Origin of the sequence: Janthinobacterium sp. BJB401 (assembly GCF_013372745.1) — a bacterium.
GTDB classification, from domain to species: Bacteria; Pseudomonadota; Gammaproteobacteria; order Burkholderiales; family Burkholderiaceae_D; genus Janthinobacterium; species Janthinobacterium rivuli.
Map to the genome: position 1 here is coordinate 86,992 of NZ_JABXFH010000010.1, position 16,840 is coordinate 103,831.

Here is a 16,840-nt window from a genome sequence, read left to right on the forward strand (position 1 = left end):
TTCGTCCCGGCCTTTTTTCATGGGGCGGCAATCGTGCCCATGGCGAACGGCGCTTGCCTTTATGATGGTGGCCGCAAAGCAATATGATCAATGGAGCAACATGAAGAATCAACAGACGATGCGCTGGCTGCTGGCCGCCGCGCTGGGCATGGGTGCAGCCCTGCCACTGGCGGCACAGGAGCAGTCCGCGGCGCCAAAACCAACGCCCACACGACAGGAGGAAGACCAGGCCATGTATCTGGATGAAAATTTCATGCCGAGCAACCAACGCCGCGCCGTGTATGCGCTGCGCACGCCGCCCGTACGCGACGAGGCGCTGGGCGCCTGGCACGTGCGGCTCGAATTTCCCGACACGCCGGGCGTGCTGGCCTTTGAAACCTACACCACGGACCTCGACCTGAGCCAGGTCAGGTTCGTGCGTTTCCGCAAGTATTACTACGAGAATGGCCAGTTGCTGCGCGAAACCTACTTCAATGCCCAGGGGGAGGAGTTGCTCGGCGGCTGCGTGTACTTTGAAAACGGCCAGGTCAAGCAAAAGGTGACGGCCTTGCCGAACGGGCGCGACAGCATCTCGGAAACGTATCACGAGAATGGCCAGCTGATGAGCCGCACCTTGTATCACGGCGACGAGATGGCCGATGGCGAGCATGTGTCGTATGCCGCGAATGGGGCCGTCAGCAGCCGCTCGTATCAACGCAATGGCCAGATGGAGGGCGTGCAGGAATCGTTTTATGCCGATGGCAAGCTGTTCCAACGGGGACAGTTCGTCGATGGCAAGCGCGAGGGCGAGTTTGTCACGTATGCCGAGGACGGCAGTGTGCTGGCCAGGACCGTGTGGGTGCACGGCAAGCCCGATGGCTGGTCGTTTGAAAGCCATGGCAATGGCGTCATGTCGAACAAAACGCTGTACCAGAAAGGTGTCGTGCTCAGCTTGCAAACGTGGGGACCGAGTGGCCGGCCCGTGTTTGCGTGGCAGAAAGACGCGCAGGGGCGCGACCATGGCGATACGACGGACTGGCATGCCAACGGCGTGCGCGCCAGCGTGACCCCATTCGTCAAAGGCCAGCGCCACGGCTTGCTGCAAACCTGGTACAGCGATGGCAGCCTGCGGCAGATCGTGCCGTATGAGCACGGCAAGAAGCACGGTATCGAGCGCCAGTGGGACCAGACCGGCAAGCAGGTGCTGGAGCAGGTATGGCGTGACGGTCAGCCCGTAACAAGCAGTTAGTTCCGCGCCGCCATTGCAGGTATCATGCAGGGATTCCGGCCCGCCAGCAGGCGCGAAGCCGGTGGGATAACTGGAGGCAATGGTGGTGGAAGCGGAAGTTTCGGCGTTGGCCAGGGCGCAAGGCATGGCCTTGCAAAACATGCGTGTCGTCATGCGCGCGGCGCAGCGCCACTCGGCGCAGATCGAGAAACAATGCGGCGTGTCGGGCGCGCAATTGTGGGTGATGCAGGAATTGCTGGAGCGGCCGGGCCTGCGCATGGGCGAGCTGGCCAGCAAGATGTCGATCCACCAGACGACGGCCAGCAACCTGGTCGAGGCGTTGGTCAAGAAAGCCTATGTGCGCAAGGCGCGCGACCAGCCCGATCAGCGCGTGGTCACCCTGACCCTGACGGCGGAGGGGCAGGCCGTGATCGCTGGCGCGCCACAGCCGGCGCGCGGCTTGCTGCCCAGTGCGCTGGCTCAGCTGGACCCCGACAGCCTGGCGCACCTGAACCAGGGCTTGAGCGCCTTGCTGGCCGTCGTCGCTCCCGATGACAGGCAGGCGGGCATGCAGCCGTTTCCGTTTACGATGTAGTTTCCCTGCTGGCCTGCGGCAGCCGCTGCAATTGCAGCTGCGCCAGCGCCCCGTACAGCGGTTCGCTCAGTACGCGCGAAACCGTGCTGGCCACCACGGCGCAGGCCATCAGGCTCAGCACCATGCCGTGGCCATCGACCATTTCCATGACAATAATAAAAGCCGTCAATGGCGCCTGCGTGGCGGCGGCCAGGAAACCCACCATGCCCAGCGCGATCAGGGCCGGCGCGTGCGGGTAGTGCAGCAGCACGGCGATATCGTGGCCGATGCCGGCGCCGATGGCCAGGGACGGCGCGAAAATGCCGGCCGGCACGCCCGACCAGACAGTCAGCCACGTCGCTACATATTTGAAGGCGACAAAAGCGGGCGCCACGTCGGACGAGCCTTCCAGCATGGCGCGCGTGGCCACGGTGCCGCTGCCGAACGTGGCGCCGTGGCTGGCGATGCCGATGGCCGCCACCAGCACACCGCAGACGGCGGCGAACAGCACGGGCCGGCCCTTTCTCCACGCGGACATTTTTCCCAGCGGATTGCCCCTCGCGGACGCCAGCAGCAGCCGCGCAAACAGGCCGCCCGCCACGCCCGCGATCAGGGTGACGAGTAAACCCGGCAAGGCCAGCGCCAGGCCGATGGGGCCGGGGTGGATGATGCCGAAGTGGGTGGCGTTGCCGTGGATGGACACGGCCATCATGCCGGCCAGCACGATGCCGGCCACGATGAGGCCGCTGTTGCGCTGCTCGGGCGAGCGTGAGAGTTCCTCGATGGCAAACATGACGCCGGCCAGCGGCGTGTTGAAGGCGGCCGCGATGCCGGCCGCGCCGCCGGCCACCAGCAGCGAATGGGCGCTCACTTGCGAGTGGCGCGGCAGCGCCCGGCGCGCTGCCAGCATCACGCCGGCGGCGATTTGCACGGACGGGCCTTCGCGCCCCAGCGACAATCCCCCTAGCAAGCCGCCCGCCGTCAGGACGATTTTCGCGGCACTGAGTTTCAACGAGACAAACAATGAGCGCTGCTCGGGCGCCACGGCCGGATCCAGTGTCGCCATTACTTGCGGGATGCCGGAGCCGGCCGCGCCCATCGCATAGCGGCGCGTCAGCCAGACCAGCAGGGCGGCGCAGGCCGGCGTCCACAGCAGGGCGAACCACCAGGCTTTGCCGTTAAAAAACAGGAACAGGTCCAGCGCTTCCTCCGCCAGCCACGTAAAACCGACGACGACGAGGCCCGCGATGGCGGCCATGCCGACGACGACGGCGCGCGACCACCACAGGCGCGGGTTGGCAAATTCATGCTTGAAGGCAGAGGGAATATCGTGCAAGTGCTTCATCGCGGCAAGTCCAGGAAGGGGCGCGCAGGGCGTCGGGAAGACTTGCCATTATATAGATGTATTTGTTCGAATGTATTTATGGCTTGCAGTTTTGCAGCTGTTACACAAACAGCTCATGCCGCGCGCTCTGGCTGATGGCGATGGTGGCCGGGTGGCTCAAACGCCGTTCCGTGGTGATCGCATACACCTGCTCGACGAGGCTGTCGACCCGGCCCAGCGCCACGACGGCGTATTGTTCGCAGACCTGGGGCGCGATGACGGTGGGGGCGAAGAACAGGCCGGCGCCGGACTGGCCGAAGGCTTTCATCATGGCGCTGTCGTCGAACTCGCCGACGATGCGCGGGTGCAGATTGTTGTCGCCCAGCCACTGCAGCAAGCGCCCGTAAATGGCGAAGTCTTCGCCGGGCAGCAGCAGCGGCGCGCCGTCCAGGCATTGCGGAAAGTCCCCCGTCAGGGTGGCGGCCAGCGCTTGTGTGCCGAACAGGGTCATGCCGCTTTCACCGAGCAAATGGTTAAAGCCGCGCACGCTCAAGTGGGCCGGCATGGGGCGGTCCGCCATGATCAGGTCGAGCCGGTGCACGGCCAGGTCCGCCAGCAGGCTGGCCAGCCTGCCTTCGCGGCAAATGATGCGCAGCGGCTCGGCCAGTCCCAGCGCCGGCGCGACGAGGCGGCAAGCGATCAGTTTCGACACGGAATCGGCGCAGCCCACGCGAAACGTCGTCGTCGTGGTGCGCGACTGGTCGCGCACGATTTCCAGCAATTCATCGCCCGTGCTGAAGATGCTTTCGGCATGGCTGAGGATGCGCCTGCCCGTGTCCGTCAATTCCAGCTGGCGCCCGCTGCGGCGGAACAGTTCCACGCCCAGGGTGTCGGCAAACTCGCTGAGCTGCCCGGAAATCGATTGCGGCGTCAGGTGCAACTGCTCGGCCGCGCGCGCGATGCTGCCCGTCTTGGCCACCATCCAGAAATAGCGCAAGTGTTTGAAGTTGAGTGTCGACATGGGCTTTTCCGATAGATTAATTCATCGATTTTTTCGATGTATTCTTAAATTATATTCGATTTGTTCGATGTTTATATTCGGACTATGATGGCTGCTCAATTCATGCAAGGAGAGTGCCATGGACTTCAGGATACAAACAGATCATTGCGGAGGCCGCCGATGAACGGCCTGGAAAGTATTGCTACGGCGCCCATGTGGGCCGGCTTCATCGCCTTTGTTCTGGTGATGCTGGCGCTGGACTTGTTCGTCTTCGGCGGCAACAAGGCGCACAAGGTCAGCGTCAAGGAAGCGGCCACGTGGTCGCTCGTGTGGGTCAGCCTGGCCCTGCTGTTCAACGGCGGCCTGTGGTGGTATCTGAACGGCACGGCCGGTCCCGAGATCGCCAACCAGAAGGCGCTGGAGTTTTTCTCCGGCTACCTGATCGAGAAAGCCCTGTCGGTCGATAACGTGTTCGTCTTCCTGCTGATCTTCAGCGCCTTCCGGGTGCCGATCCAGTACCAGCGCCGCGTGTTGATTTATGGCGTGCTGGGCGCGATCGTCATGCGCGCCGTGATGATCATGGCCGGTGCGTGGGTGGTGAGCGAGTTCAGCTGGGTGTTGTACCTGTTCGGCGCCTTCCTGTTGATTACCGGCATGCGCATGCTGGTGGCGGCCGATGCGGAGCCGGACGTGGCGAACAACCCGGTGCTGCGTTTTGCCCGCCGTCACTTGCGGGTGGCGGACGGCGACCACGGTGAGCGTTTCTTCGTGGCAAAGGGCGGTTTGCGCTATGTCACGCCGCTGTTCCTGGTGCTGATCCTGATCGAGGTGACGGATCTGGTGTTTGCGGTCGACTCGATCCCGGCGATTTTCGCCATCACGACGGATCCGTTCATCGTCTTCACGTCGAACCTGTTCGCCATCATGGGATTGCGGGCCCTGTACTTCCTGCTGGTGGACGTGGCTGACCGCTTCCACATGCTCAAGTATGGCCTGGCCATGGTGCTGGTGTTCATCGGCGCCAAGATGCTGATCATGCCGTGGTACCACGTGCCGGTGGAAGCGTCGTTGCTGGTGGTGGCGGTATTGATTGTGTCGAGCTGCGTGGCCAGCGTGTTCATCACCCGCAGTGACAAAAAGTAATACGGCAGTACGGCGCGCCCCGCCTGGCGGTGGCGCGCCTTTTAATTGACTAATAGAAAGAGTAGAAAATCATGCGTACGTATGAAGTAAATAGTCCCCAGGCAGCGGGACGTATCCTGGCCCTGATGATGGTGGTCGATGGCAACCTGGCCAGCGCCGAGCTGCAAGCAATGCACCGCAGCAAGATCCTCGAACATATCGACCTGGAACCAGCTGCCTTCCAGCAACTGCTGCAAGACTTGTGCGACGACATGCTGACCTCGACCGTGCATGGCGCCGTGCAATTGGCCAATGGCGTGATCGACAGCCTGCTCGACGAAATCGCCGACCCGGACTTGCGCCGCAAGCTGCTGCAAGCCATGTGGAAAATCGCCGACGCGGACGACTGGCTGGCCGATGGCGAAGCCGTGTTGCTGGCCCGCGCCAGCGCGGCATGGTCGGCGGAAACGAATTTCCGCATGCACGCCGCCTGAGGCACATCAAGCCGTCTTGTGCCCCATGGCAATGACGGCGGCGCCGGCCAGGGCCATGCCCACGCCGGCGATGTCGGTCCAGGCCGGCGTGACGCCGTCCACCAGCCACAGCCATCCCAGCGCCGTGGCGATATAGATGGCGCCATATGTGGCATACACCCGGCCGCTGGCGGCAGGATGCAAGGTCAGCAGCCACACGAAGGCCAGCAAGCTGATGGCGGCCGGCAACAGCAGCCAGGCGCTGCCCTTGTTGCTCAGCCACAGCATGGGCAGGTAGCAGCCCAGCAGTTCGGCCACGGCCGTGACGGTAAACAGCCCGAAGGTGCGGGCCAGTCCTGTCCATTCAATGGCGTCGTTCATTGCATTCCTGTTTTTTCAGTCGAGCCGCCATTGTAGACGGGCGCACCTTCATTGAGCTGCAGGGCAACATACAGCAGCAAACGGTCATCCGTCTCATCCAGGTCCAGCCCCGTCAGTTCGGCGATCTTTTGCAGCCGGTAATCGAGCGTGTTGCGGTGGATGTGCAGGGCCCTGGCCGTGGCCATCGGGTGGCTGTGGTGGCGGAACCAGGCGGCCAGGGTGCGCATCAGGGTGCCCGACTTGCGGTCGTGCGCCTGCAGGCGCGCCAGGGTCTGGCGCAATTGCTCCGCCTGCCAACCGGCTTGCAGGCCGGACAGCAGCACGGGCAGGCTCAGTTCCAGATAGGAAAAAGTAGCTTGCCCGGCATCGCGGGCGCGCCCCACGCGCGCCGTCTGCTTCGCCGATTCATACGAGGCCGTCGCGCCATCGAGGCCTGGCAAGGCCACGCCCATGGACAGGGTGGCGGGCGGCGTGAGCGCCTGCTGCGCCACCTGGTGCAGTTCGAGCAGGCGCTGCCTGGCTTGCGCCGCGCGCGCCTGCTGCGGGCCGCTGGCGGGAAAGGCGTCGAGCAGCACCAGTTCGCCCGGCGAGACGACGGCCATCAGCAGGGACGGCCAGCGGGCCGACAGGTCGGACTGTACTTGCTGCAGCTGCGTCAGCACCTGGTCGAGCCGCTCGCCCGGGCCATCTCCTGCAGCGGGTATTTCTAGCACGAACATGGCGCGCGGCACGCGCAGGTCGACGGCCAGGCGCGCCGCCCACGCTTGCATGCTGGCGTCCGAAATGCCGGTGCGGTAGACGAGCTGGAACACGAATTCCTCGCGGTAGCGCTTTTCGTGCTGCAACTCGCTGACCAGCCGCGCCTGCTCCAGCATCATTTCCGCCATGGCGCGCACCAGTTCGCCGAACTGGCGCACGGCATCGGGCTCGCCCGTCAGGCCCAGCACGCCGCAAATCTCGCCGCGCACCGTCAGGGGCAGGTTGATGCCGGCCCGCGTGCCGGGCAGCCGGGCCATGTCGGCCGCGCCGATTTCCACGCTGGCGCGCCGGGCCAGCGCCAGTTGCGCGCCCGGATGCAGGTCGCCCACGCGCTGCGGGTCGCCGCTGGCCAGGATCACGCCGCGCGCATCGATGACGTTCACGCTGAAGGGAATGATGTGCATGGTGCGCCGCACGATGTCTTGCGCCAGGGGAAGGTCGATGTTCGGCATGGGGTGGTCCGTTTTGTGCATTTGCATGGAATCATCGTATTCGGCACTGAGCTTCTTCATGCATCCGCACGATGACTGTTTCTGCCGTCGATTGTACGATGGGCTGGTCGCATCCCATAAAAAATAGTCAGGAGACACCCATGACCACCCAACCAGGCGCCAGCCTGTCCACCGGCGCGCCCGCGCAGGACCGCGTGCGCGAAGGCGCCTACCGCAAGGTCACCTTGCATTTGATCCCTTTCATCTTCATCTGCTACCTGTTCAATTACCTGGACCGGGTAAATGTCGGCTTTGCCAAGCTGCAAATGCTCGATGCGCTGCAATGGAGCGAAAGCGTGTACGGCCTGGGCGCCGGCATTTTCTTCATCGGCTACGTGGCCAGCGGCGTGCCCAGCAATTTGTTGCTGCACCGCCTGGGCGCGCGCAAGGTCATCGGCACCCTGATGATTGCCTGGGGCATCGCCTCGGCCTGCCTGATGTTCGTCACCACGCCGGCCGCGTTCTACTCGCTGCGCTTCATCACGGGCGTGTTCGAGGCGGGCTTCTTCCCCGGCATCGTGCTGTACTTTACGAACTGGTATCCCGCTTCGCGCCGGGGCCGCATCATGGGCCTGTTCATGTCGGCCATTCCCATTTCCGGCTTGCTGGGCAGCCCCTTGTCGGGCTGGATGATGCAGTCGTTCGCGGGCCACGGCGGCCTGGCCGGCTGGCAATGGATGTTCCTGCTGCAGGGAATACCCACCGTGCTGCTGGGCTTTCTCGTGTATGTGCTGCTCAATGACGGCATCGCCCAGGCGAAGTGGCTCAATGCCGAAGAAAAGCAGCTGCTGCGCGCCGACCTCGACGAGGACGAACGCCAGCGCCGCAACAGCGCGAATACGGCCGACACCTTTGCCAGCGTGCTGCGTAACAAGCACGTATGGATGCTGGGCCTCGTGTATTTCTGCATCCAGATGGGCGTGTATGCGATCAACTTCTGGCTGCCCACCATCGTCAAGTCGCTGGGTTTCGCCAGCCCCGTCGCCGTGGGCTGGATCAGCGCCATTCCTTATCTGTGCGCCAGCATCTTCATGATCTGGGTGGGCCGTTCGGCCGACAAGCACAAGGAACGCCGCTGGCATTTGAGCGGCCCCCTGCTGATGGCGCTGTGCGGCTTGCTGCTGGCCACCCAGGCGCACGGCAACGTGGTCGTCGCCCTGATCGGCCTGTCGCTGGCGACCATGGGCGCGCTGTCCGGCCTGCCCATGTTCTGGCCTTTGCCGACGGCGTTTCTCGGCAGCGCGGCGGCGGCCGGCGGCCTGGCGCTGATCAACTCGCTGGGCCAGGTGGCGGGCTTCGTCAGCCCCTTCCTCGTCGGCTGGATCAAGGATGCGACGGGCGGCACCGACGTGGCCCTGTATATTCTTTCCGCAGTCATGCTGCTGGGCGCCATACTGGTGCTGCGCGTTCCCGCGCGGATTGTGAATCGTTGAGTGAACCGCTGATGCCATCGAACCGGAGGAATTGACCATGACGACGACCCCACCGCCGCGCGCCTTGCTGCAAGCCATGTTCCAGGCCGCCATCGCTGCGGCCCAGCCATCGCACTGCATCCCGCCCCATTTGCCGCCAGCGCCCAAGGGCCGGCTGATCGTCATCGGCGCCGGCAAGGCGTCGGCCGCCATGGCGCAAGCCGTGGAGCAGCACTGGCCGGGGCCGCTGTCCGGCCTCGTCGTCACGCGCTACGGCTATGCCGTGCCGTGCGAGCGCATCGAGATCGTCGAAGCGTCGCACCCCGTTCCCGACCAGGCCGGCATGGACGCGGCGCGGCGCATGCTCGAGCTGGTCGGCAATTTGCAAGCCGACGATACGGTGCTGTGTCTGATTTCGGGCGGGGGCTCGTCGCTGCTGGCCTTGCCCCTGGACGGCATTACTTTGGCCGACAAGCAGGCATTGAACCGCGCATTGCTGGCGTCGGGCGCCACCATCGGCGAAATGAATTGCGTGCGCCGCCATTTGTCCGCCATCAAGGGGGGCAGACTGGCGGCCGCCTGCCATCCGGCGCAAGTCATCACTTTGGCCATTTCCGACGTGCCTGGCGACAAGCTGGGCGACATCGCATCCGGCCCCACGGTGGGCGACGCGACGACGTGCGAGGATGCGCTGGCCATCGTGCGCCGCTATGGCATGGATTTGCCGGACAGCATAAGAAAAACGCTGGAAAGCGGGCGCGGCGAATCCGTGAAACCCGATGACCCGCGCCTGGCCCGCACGCGCACGACCCTGATCGCCACGCCGCAGATGGCGCTGGAAGCGGCCGCAGCGGTGGCGCGCGCGGCCGGCGTCACGCCATATATATTGGGCGATAGCCTGGAAGGCGAGGCGCGCGACGTGGGCAAGGTGATGGCCGGCATCGCGCTGCAAACGGCCGTTAGGGGCCAGCCGTTTCCCGCTCCGTGCGTGCTGCTGTCGGGCGGCGAAACGACGGTCACCGTGCGCGGCAATGGCCGCGGCGGGCGCAACGTGGAATTCCTGCTGGCGCTGGGCATCGCGCTCGATGGCCACGAGGGCATCCACGCGCTGGCCGGCGACACGGATGGCGTCGATGGCCAGGAAGACATCGCCGGCGCGGTGCTGGCGCCCGACACCCTGCAACGGGCCTGGGCGCTGGGCATCAAACCCCGCGATAGCCTCGACAACAACGATGGCCACGGCTTCTTCCAGGCGCTGGGAGACGCCGTGATCACGGGCCCGACATTGACGAATGTCAATGATTTCCGGGCCATCCTGATTATCTGATTAATTAAACCCTTCCAGCACGATCTTTCCCTTCGCCGTATTGCTTTCCAACAGGGCATGCGCGCGTTTCAGATTCGCCGCATTGATCGTGCCGAAGCGCTCGGCCAGGGTGGTCTTGATGACACCCGCATCCACCAGCTGCGCCAATTCATCGAGCAATTCATGCTGCTTGACCATGTCGGCCGTCTGGAACAGCGAACGGGTAAACATCAGTTCCCAGTGCAGCGACACGCTCTTGCCCTTGAACTTGCGCACGTCGATGTGCTCGGGATCGTCGATCAGGGCGAACTTGCCCTGCGGCGCGATGAGTTCGACAATTTGCTCGAAATGCTTGTCGGTCTGGTTCAGGCTGATCACGTAATCGACGGGCGGTAAACCCAGGCGCGTGATTTCCTGTGCCAGCGGCAGGCTGTGGTCGATCACGTGGTGGGCGCCCAGTTCCTTCACCCAGTCGGCCGTTTCCGCGCGCGAGGCCGTGCCGATGATGGTGACACCTGTCAATTGCCGCGCCAGTTGCACGAGCACGGAACCGACGCCGCCTGCCGCGCCGATCACCAGCAGCGACTTGCCCGTCAGGCTCTTGTCGCGGCTGATCTGCAGGCGGTCGAACAGCAATTCCCAGGCCGTGATCGCCGTGAGCGGCAGGGCGGCGGCCGGCGCAAAGTCCAGGCTGGCCGGCATGTGGCCGACGATGCGCTCGTCGACCAACTGGAATTCGCTATTGCTGCCGGGGCGGTTGATGGCGCCCGCGTACCAGACTTTATCTCCCACCTGGAACAGGGTCACGTCGGGGCCGACGGCGGTGACGACGCCGGCCGCATCCCAGCCCAGCACTTCCGGCTGGCCCTCTTTCGGCGCGCGATTCTTGCGCACCTTGGTGTCGACGGGATTGACGGAGATGGCGTGCACGGCGACGAGCAGGTCGCGTCCCGTGGCGGCGGGTACGGGCAGCTCGATGTCGAGCAGGGCGCTGGCATCCGTGATGGGCAGGCTGTGGTGGTAGGCGATGGCTTTCATGTTCTTCCTTGGGGAAACAGTGTGGGTTAGGCGTAGGTCGGAATAGGTCCGAAGGACCGTAATCCGACACCATTGTTGGCGTGGCCATACGGGCTTGACGTATCATGGCCATTTTCTCGCCAAGGTAAAAGTGGGCGCGTACCGAAACACTTTCAAAGGAATGCTGAAAATTGCTGCGACTCGATGACTTGCAGGTATTTGTGCGCACGGCCGACCGCGGCAGTTTGTCGGCGGCCGCGCGCGAGCTCGGCATTTCGCCCGCGCTGGCCAGCGCCGCCGTCAAGCGCCTGGAAGGGGAACTGGGCTTGCGCCTGCTGGCCCGCACGACCCGTTCGCTGAGCCTGACGCCAGAAGGCACGCAATACCTGGAACACGCGCGGGAAGCCTTGCGCCTGCTGCGCGCAGGCCACGATGCGCTGCTGGCAGGCAAGGACAGTTTCGGCGGAACCTTGAAAATTGCCATGCCCTCGGATCTGGGCCGCAACCTGATGCTGGGCTGGCTCGACGAATTCCAGCTGCGCCATCCGAAACTGCACTACCAGCTCAGCGTCAGCGACCGGGTGGCCGACATGGTGCGCCAGCAAGTCGACGTGGCCATCCGCTATGGCCAGCAAGACGATTCGAGCCTGATCGCCATGCCGATCGCGCCCGCCAACGACCGGGTGCTGGTGGCGTCTCCCGCCTACCTGCGCGAATACGGCCCCCTGCTGGCGCTGGAAGACTTGTCGCAGCGCAATTGCCTGCGCTTCGCGCTGGAAGACGGCTTGCATGACCGCTGGACTTTTTACCGCCTGCCCCAGCGCGAGCAAGTGACGGTGTCCGTGAGCGGCAACCGCAGCGCAGACGACGCCGACCTGGTGCGCCGCTGGGCCGTGGCTGGCCTGGGCATCGCTTACAAATCGCGGCTCGACGTGGCTGGCGACCTGGCAGCCGGCCGTTTGCAAGCGCTGTTGCCCGAGGTGGCGGGCGAGGCGACGCCCTTGCACCTGGTCTGCACGCACCGGGCGCAGGTGACGCCGCTGGTGCTGCAGCTGCGCGATTTCCTGCGCGATCAATGCGCGCAGCTATTGAAGCAGCATGATTGACCGCGGATGCTTCCTTCGCGGGCTGCCCGCCGCAGCTATCCATCATCGATTTTTTAAAATCACCTCACTCATGTATTGATTCAAATCGCGAAAATCCTTCACCCGCCAGGCATATGGCGCGATCTTGACGCCATTCTCTTTCAAGGTCTTTGGAATCAAATCGCCATTCGGACGCAGTATGACCGACGATACGATTACGCCCGGATAATCCTTCAGGCGTTTTTTGAACGCGGCGCTTGTCAGGTCAGGCGTGGGAGGCGTGCTTTTATTCGCCAATGGCCCGGTGCCCTTGATCTCCGCGCCATGGCACACGGCACAGCGCTGCACATACAGCGTTTTCCCATTCAGATTCTCCGCCAGGGCTGACGGCGTTTGAATTAGCGATAACATTCCTAATGCAGCGATAAATAATATTTTCATTTCTTTTAAATGTGGACGTATTGTATGGATAATGTCTGGTTCGAGAGAACATACGCAACTGCCCTTGCAATACGCAATTCTCCCGATAACATTTTATCCGAGATTATTCATCATAATGCGCCCGTACCCGCGAGCGCTGGGCTGGTGAACAATCCTGCTTGATTACAACTCGTTGCAAATGGCAATCATGCGCAGGTCAACCTGGGCGTACCCTCAAGCATTCTGCATGAAACCGCTCGAAGGACTGCCATGACCCCACACCGATTCTTGCCGCCGACCTTGATTTCCCTGCTCTTGCTGGCCGGCTGCGCCGCGACCGGACCTGCCGTCCAGTCCGATCATCGCGCGCAGACTAGTTCCACACAGGACATCGCCATGCTCGAACGGGTCAGCTGGGGCGTGAACGGGGGCAGCGTGCGCCAGGTGCAGGACAAAGGCTGGAACGCCTGGCTGCAGGCGCAGTTGCACCCAGGCAAAGCCAGCTTGCCGCCCGCCGTGCAGGCGCAAATCGACGCCATGACCATCAGCCAGGTGCCGCTCGATCAATTGGTGGTTTCTATGGAGCAAAAGCGCAAGGATGCGGCCGGCGTGATGGACGACATGGCAAAGCAGCAGGCGCAAAAGGATTACCAGCAGGAACTGAATCGCCTGGCACGCGAGGCGGCCACGCGCTCGCTGTTGCTGGACGTGTATTCGCCTAACCAGTTGCAGCAGCAACTGAGCTGGTTTTGGCTCAACCATTTCAGCGTGCACCAGGGCAAGCACAACTTGCGCGCCATGGTGGGCGATTACGAGGCGAATGCTATCGCACCACATGCACTGGGGAAATTCCGTGACTTGCTGGGCGCGACCGTCCACCATCCGGCCATGCTGCGCTACCTGGACAATGAAGCCAACGCCGCCAAGCGCATCAATGAAAACTATGCGCGCGAGCTGATGGAGCTGCATACCCTGGGGGTGAACGGCGGCTACAGCCAGGCTGACGTGCAGGAGCTGGCGCGCATCCTGACCGGGGTGGGCGTGAATCTGGGAGCGGACACGCCGAAGGTGAAACCGGCGCTGCAGTCGCAATATGTGCGCAAGGGCTTGTTCGAGTTCAACCCGAACCGCCACGATTACGGCGATAAACAATTCCTCGGGAAAACGGTGAAGGGCCGGGGGCTGGCCGAGCTTGATGAAGCGCTGGATCGCCTGAGCCGCAGTCCCGCCACGGCGCACTTTATCAGCGGCAAGCTGGCCCAGTATTTCGTCGGCGACAATCCGCCCGAAGCGCTGGTGGCGCGCATGGCGGCCACCTTCCAGCACAGCGACGGCATGATCGCCGACGTGCTGCAAACCATGTTCAGCAGCCCCGAGTTCAAGCAATCGCTGGGCAAGAAATTCAAGGACCCGATGCATTACGTGGTGTCGGCCGTGCGCCTCAGCTATGACGACAAGCCCATCCTGAACGCGGGTCCCATGCTGAGCTGGCTTTCGCGCATGGGCCAGCCCCTGTACGGACGCCAGACCCCCGATGGCTATCCGCTGACGGACGCCTCCTGGGCCAGTCCCGGCCAGATGACGACGCGTTTCGATATCGCCCGCACCATCGGTTCGGGCAGCGCCGGCCTGTTCAAGACGGATGGCCCGCAGCCGCAGGAAAAGGTGGCGTTCCCGCAACTGGCCAGCGCCTTGTATTACCAGTCGCTGCAGCCAGGCTTGAGTCCGGCCACGCGCCAGGCGCTGGAACAGGCCGCCTCGCCGCAGGAGTGGAATACTTTCCTGCTCTCGTCACCAGAAATGATGCACCGCTAAGTTGAAACTGAAGGAATCGCCATGAATCGTCGTGACTTGCTGAAAGCCCTGGCCGCCGCGCCCTTGTTCACCCACGCGGGCAGTCTGCTGGCCGCGCCCGCCACGGATGCGAAGCTGCTGTTCGTCTTCCTGCGCGGCGGCTATGACGCGAACAACCTGCTGGTGCCCGTCGGCAGTGATTTTTACTATACCTCGCGGCCGAATATCGCCATCGCGAAATCGGGCGAGGACAACGGCGCGCTGGCCTTGAACGCGGACTGGGCACTGCATCCGGCCTTGCGCGAGACCATCTATCCCATGTTCACGGGCGGCGAGGCGGCCTTCATTCCGTTCGCGGGCACGACGGATTTGACGCGCAGCCATTTCGAAACGCAGGACAGTATCGAACTGGGACAGGAGATCGGCGGGCGCCGCGATTTCCGCTCGGGCTTCCTGAACCGGCTGGCGCAAAGCCTCAATAGCAGCAACCACGCCATTTCTTTCACCGACCAGTTGCCCCTGATCTTCCAGGGCGGCGTGCAAGTGCCGAACATGGGGCTGCGCTCCGTGGGCAAGGCAGGCATTGATGCGCGTCAAAGCCAGGTCATCGCCGCCATGTACAAGGGCACGCCCCTGCAGCAACCGGTCAGCGCGGGCTTTGCCGTGCGCGACGATGTGACGAAGGAATTGACGGGAGAGATGCAGGCGGCCAACCGCAACGCCATCAGTACCAAGGGTTTTGAACTGGAAGCGCAGCGCATCGCCCGCTTGATGAAGGATAAATACAACATTGGTTTCGTCGACGTGGGCGGCTGGGATACGCACGTGGGGCAGGGCGGCGCCAGCGGCTACCTGGCGGGGCGCTTCGAGGAGCTGGGGCGGGGCCTGGCCGCGTTTTCGCAGGAAATGGGCAGCGCCTGGCGCCATACCGTGGTGGTGGTGGTCAGCGAATTTGGCCGCACCTTCCGCGAAAACGGCAACCGTGGCACGGATCACGGCCACGGCAGCGTGTTCTGGGTGCTGGGCGGCGGGATCAAAGGCAAGCAGGTGGCGGGCGAGCAGGTGGCGATTTCGCAGGCGACGCTGTTCCAGAACCGCGACATGCCCGTGCTGAATGAATACCGGGCCGTGCTGGGCGGCTTGCTGCGCCGCACCTTCGGCTTGACCCCGGCGCAGCTCGACCATGTGTTTGCCGGCGTGAAACCGGTAGAGCTGGGGCTGGTGTGATGCAGCGAACCTCCGTGTTACGCTATGCCTGCGCAATTGGCGCGTAGCGAATACTGGTGGCCTGTGGCGCCGGGCACGAATGGAGTGGCATGAACGATACCCAGCGCGACATTGTCAGCGCAGGCTTTTCCCTGGCCTTGATCGCCGTGACGGCGTTCGTCATGCAGCGTTTCTTTTTGCCGCTCGTGTGGGCCGGCATCCTGTGCGTGGCCACCTGGCCCCTGTACCTGCGCGTGCGCGCGGCGCTGGGGCAGCGACCCATCATCGCGGCAGCCGTGCTGACCCTGGCGTTTGCCTGCATCTTCATCATACCCGTGCTGTCTGGCGTGGCGCAGGCGGCGCGCGAAGTGCCCGTGCTGGCCGATTTCATCGTGCATGCGAATGCCGACGGCTTGCCCGTGCCGCACTGGGTGGCGCATATTCCCCTGGCCGGCAGCGCCATCGGCGACTGGTGGCAAGCCACCCTGAGCCAGCCTCACGGCCTCGGCCACTTCTTTGCGGGCAGCGCCGTGGGCGGCTTTCATTCCGCGCGCGACATGCTCAAGGTGCTGGGCGCGGACGTGTTCCACCGCCTGGTCGACTTTGGTTTGGCCTTCTTGTGCCTGTTTTTCTTTTACAAGGATGGCGAAGCGCTGACGCGCCAGATCACGGCCGTCGGCAGCCATTTCCTGCGCCCCGAACGGTGGGGCCGCTATGCGCAAAAAATCCCGACCGCCATCCGCGCCACCGTCAACGGCCTGGTGCTGGTGGGCCTGGCCGAAGGCGTGCTGATCGGCATCGCCTACGCCATCGCCGGCTTGCCGTCGCCGGCCCTGTGGGCTTTTGCCACGGGCATCCTGGCCATTATCCCGTTCGGCGCGCCGCTCGCGTACCTGTGCGCGGCCGCCTTGCTGGTCTTCCAGGGCAATGTGGGCGCCGCCATTGGCGTGGCCGCGTGGGGCACCATCGTGCTGTTCGTCGCCGACCACTTCGTGCGCCCCGGCATGATCGGCAACGCCACCCGCTTGCCCTTCCTTGCCGTGTTGTTCGGCATTCTGGGCGGCGTGGAAACCCTGGGCCTCGTGGGCCTGTTCATCGGCCCCGTCGTGATGGTGCTGTTCGTTACCTTGTGGTACGAAGCGAATGTGTCTGACCGCGTACCGCCTGCCAACGTAGCTGCCAACGCGCTTGCCGGCGCAGCTGCTGAAACACCTGCCAGCCCGGCCGCGCCGGAACGCACACAGTAGTGAGGGGTCGGCCAGCGTGCCG

16 protein-coding genes are annotated in these 16,840 nt (G+C 63.8%); 10 read left to right on the forward strand and 6 right to left on the reverse strand.

Translation table 11 applies throughout. From position 1 onward, the window contains the following. The first annotated feature begins 100 nt into the window (after positions 1–100). Complete coding sequence (locus HWE17_RS09410) at positions 101–1,228, forward strand: toxin-antitoxin system YwqK family antitoxin (RefSeq protein WP_176388598.1); 1,128 nt, start codon at positions 101–103, stop codon at positions 1,226–1,228. A 79-nt stretch (positions 1,229–1,307) separates the two neighbouring features. Continuing rightward, entirely contained in the window at positions 1,308–1,802 is a 495-nt protein-coding gene (locus HWE17_RS09415; protein ID WP_176388599.1) for a MarR family winged helix-turn-helix transcriptional regulator, read from the forward strand. On the opposite strand, the gene HWE17_RS09420 is transcribed toward HWE17_RS09415, so the two are convergent. Together HWE17_RS09420 and nhaR are read right to left on the reverse strand one after the other, a co-directional pair. Then, positions 1,792–3,126, reverse strand: a complete 1,335-nt coding sequence (locus HWE17_RS09420) for a chloride channel protein (protein WP_176388600.1) — start codon at positions 3,124–3,126, stop codon at positions 1,792–1,794. The genes HWE17_RS09415 and HWE17_RS09420 overlap by 11 nt on opposite strands. A gap of 100 nt (positions 3,127–3,226) precedes the next feature. Beyond that, entirely contained in the window at positions 3,227–4,126 is a 900-nt protein-coding gene (gene nhaR / locus HWE17_RS09425) for a transcriptional activator NhaR (protein WP_035826183.1), read from the reverse strand. Positions 4,127–4,285: 159 nt separating this feature from the next. Between nhaR and HWE17_RS09430 the strand changes: the two genes are divergently transcribed. Next, a complete protein-coding gene (locus HWE17_RS09430) occupies positions 4,286–5,248 on the forward strand; it encodes a TerC family protein (RefSeq protein ID WP_303624547.1) in 963 nt (320 codons plus the stop codon). 71 nt (positions 5,249–5,319) lie between these two features. Continuing rightward, positions 5,320–5,721 (forward strand): TerB family tellurite resistance protein, encoded by a 402-nt coding sequence (locus HWE17_RS09435; RefSeq protein ID WP_035826189.1) that lies wholly within the window; start codon positions 5,320–5,322, stop codon positions 5,719–5,721. Between the two features lie 6 nt (positions 5,722–5,727). Here HWE17_RS09435 and HWE17_RS09440 read toward each other — a convergent pair whose 3' ends face one another. Continuing rightward, a complete protein-coding gene (locus tag HWE17_RS09440) occupies positions 5,728–6,081 on the reverse strand; it encodes a YnfA family protein (protein WP_035826192.1) in 354 nt (117 codons plus the stop codon). Then, positions 6,078–7,319 (reverse strand): sugar diacid recognition domain-containing protein, encoded by a 1,242-nt coding sequence (locus tag HWE17_RS09445; protein ID WP_255206176.1) that lies wholly within the window; start codon positions 7,317–7,319, stop codon positions 6,078–6,080. The genes HWE17_RS09440 and HWE17_RS09445 overlap by 4 nt, the downstream gene beginning before the upstream one ends. A gap of 113 nt (positions 7,320–7,432) precedes the next feature. Between HWE17_RS09445 and HWE17_RS09450 the strand changes: the two genes are divergently transcribed. Further along, a complete protein-coding gene (locus HWE17_RS09450) occupies positions 7,433–8,764 on the forward strand; it encodes an MFS transporter (protein ID WP_176388601.1) in 1,332 nt (443 codons plus the stop codon). A gap of 37 nt (positions 8,765–8,801) precedes the next feature. Continuing rightward, positions 8,802–10,070 carry a glycerate kinase gene (locus HWE17_RS09455; protein ID WP_176388602.1) on the forward strand — a complete coding sequence of 423 codons (1,269 nt, stop codon included), beginning with the start codon at positions 8,802–8,804 and terminating at the stop codon, positions 10,068–10,070. Here the strand turns inward: HWE17_RS09455 and HWE17_RS09460 are convergent, their stop codons facing one another. Further along, positions 10,071–11,087, reverse strand: a complete 1,017-nt coding sequence (locus HWE17_RS09460; RefSeq protein ID WP_176388603.1) for a zinc-binding alcohol dehydrogenase family protein — start codon at positions 11,085–11,087, stop codon at positions 10,071–10,073. A gap of 170 nt (positions 11,088–11,257) precedes the next feature. Here HWE17_RS09460 and HWE17_RS09465 point away from each other — a divergent pair, with 170 nt between their 5' ends. Next, complete coding sequence (locus tag HWE17_RS09465; RefSeq protein WP_176388604.1) at positions 11,258–12,172, forward strand: LysR family transcriptional regulator; 915 nt, start codon at positions 11,258–11,260, stop codon at positions 12,170–12,172. A gap of 42 nt (positions 12,173–12,214) precedes the next feature. Here HWE17_RS09465 and HWE17_RS09470 read toward each other — a convergent pair whose 3' ends face one another. Then, entirely contained in the window at positions 12,215–12,592 is a 378-nt protein-coding gene (locus HWE17_RS09470; protein ID WP_176388605.1) for a cytochrome c, read from the reverse strand. A 249-nt stretch (positions 12,593–12,841) separates the two neighbouring features. Between HWE17_RS09470 and HWE17_RS09475 the strand changes: the two genes are divergently transcribed. The 3 genes from HWE17_RS09475 to HWE17_RS09485 all read left to right on the forward strand — a co-directional run bounded on the left by HWE17_RS09475 (position 12,842) and on the right by HWE17_RS09485 (position 16,818). After that, a complete protein-coding gene (locus HWE17_RS09475) occupies positions 12,842–14,386 on the forward strand; it encodes a DUF1800 domain-containing protein (RefSeq protein ID WP_176388606.1) in 1,545 nt (514 codons plus the stop codon). Between the two features lie 21 nt (positions 14,387–14,407). Beyond that, positions 14,408–15,592 (forward strand): DUF1501 domain-containing protein, encoded by a 1,185-nt coding sequence (locus tag HWE17_RS09480; RefSeq protein WP_176388607.1) that lies wholly within the window; start codon positions 14,408–14,410, stop codon positions 15,590–15,592. Positions 15,593–15,681: 89 nt separating this feature from the next. After that, positions 15,682–16,818 (forward strand): AI-2E family transporter, encoded by a 1,137-nt coding sequence (locus HWE17_RS09485; protein WP_176388608.1) that lies wholly within the window; start codon positions 15,682–15,684, stop codon positions 16,816–16,818. Positions 16,819–16,840: the final 22 nt, after the last annotated feature.